Genomic DNA, 1,073 nt, shown 5'->3' with positions numbered 1-1,073 from the left:
ATCCCACCGCTGATTTTGAAATTCCATTGAGGGAGCTGCGCGGCCTGCATGACAGTAACGACCGCATACGGGCATCCCTGCGCAAACTGCAAACAACGCTGATTGCAGCCCGCCTGCCGAACGGCAAGACCCGCACTGTGCAACTGCTCGGGGGCTGTGACATTGACGACGACGAGCGCACGGACGGACTTCTAAAATACGACTTTCATCGCAAGCTGGTCCCGCTGCTGCGACATTCGGAAATCTATGCTCGCATGGAAATGAAAGTCCTCACCGCCATGTCGTCCAAGTACAGCCTGGCGCTCTATGAGGCCCTTTCGCTGCGGATCAACCTGCGCCGATCCAGTGAAGACATAACCCTGGAAACCCTCCGCAACTGGCTCAGTGTAGAAGAGGGGAAACTAGCGACATGGAATACATTGCGGCAAAAAGCCATTGAGCCCGCCGTGAAGGAAGTCAACGCGCTCTCGCCGTTCGAGGTTTCCATAGAGCCCATAAAGCGGGGCCGAAAGGTGGAACGCGTGCGGGTCACATGGGCGAAGAAAGAGCCTTTCAGCCCCTCCGAACAGGCCGCCGCACGTGAGGTTAACCGGGCTAGAACTGGGCGCAAAGCCCGTGTCAGCGGCACAGTGGAAACTGTGGCCGACCGCCCGACTCTGACTGACGACGAAATCCAGAAAGGCTATGAAGCTGCCGCCCAGGTCGGCGCTCGCCTGGATAAACACGCGGCTTACTCAGACTGGCAAAACATGGTGTCCAGTTTTGCAGAACCAGTGAAAAACCCTGTGGCCCACTTCATTGCCTTCTGCAAGGAGCGGGCACGCAGCCTGGAATAGATCAAAAAGAGCATTCCAACGACAAAGCGGCCTCAAGGAGCCGCTTTTTTTGTGTCCTGAAGTCGTGACAATAGAATCTAACTGATCCTGAGAAACAAAAAATCCTAAATAGAAGTAGCATATAACTCAATCAATTTGAGCTATACATGCAATGCGCATGCCAAATTAACGCATAATAAATAATAATAACAAAAACAATCATAAGGAAAAAAATATGATAATAATAAATTTCACAAA

Annotated in this window: 1 protein-coding gene; it reads left to right on the top strand. The window is 51.9% G+C overall.

The window, feature by feature from the left end; translation table 11 throughout:
- Window positions 1-836: replication initiation protein (locus FRC98_RS20755; RefSeq protein WP_146983494.1), on the top strand; the 836-nt coding region annotated here is incomplete at its 5' end.
- Window positions 837-1,073: the final 237 nt, after the last annotated feature.

Source organism: Lujinxingia vulgaris, from assembly GCF_007997015.1.
GTDB classification, from domain to species: domain Bacteria; phylum Myxococcota_A; class Bradymonadia; order Bradymonadales; family Bradymonadaceae; genus Lujinxingia; species Lujinxingia vulgaris.
Note: the sequence above shows the minus strand (reverse complement) of the source record. Positions and strands in the feature narration are given on the sequence as shown.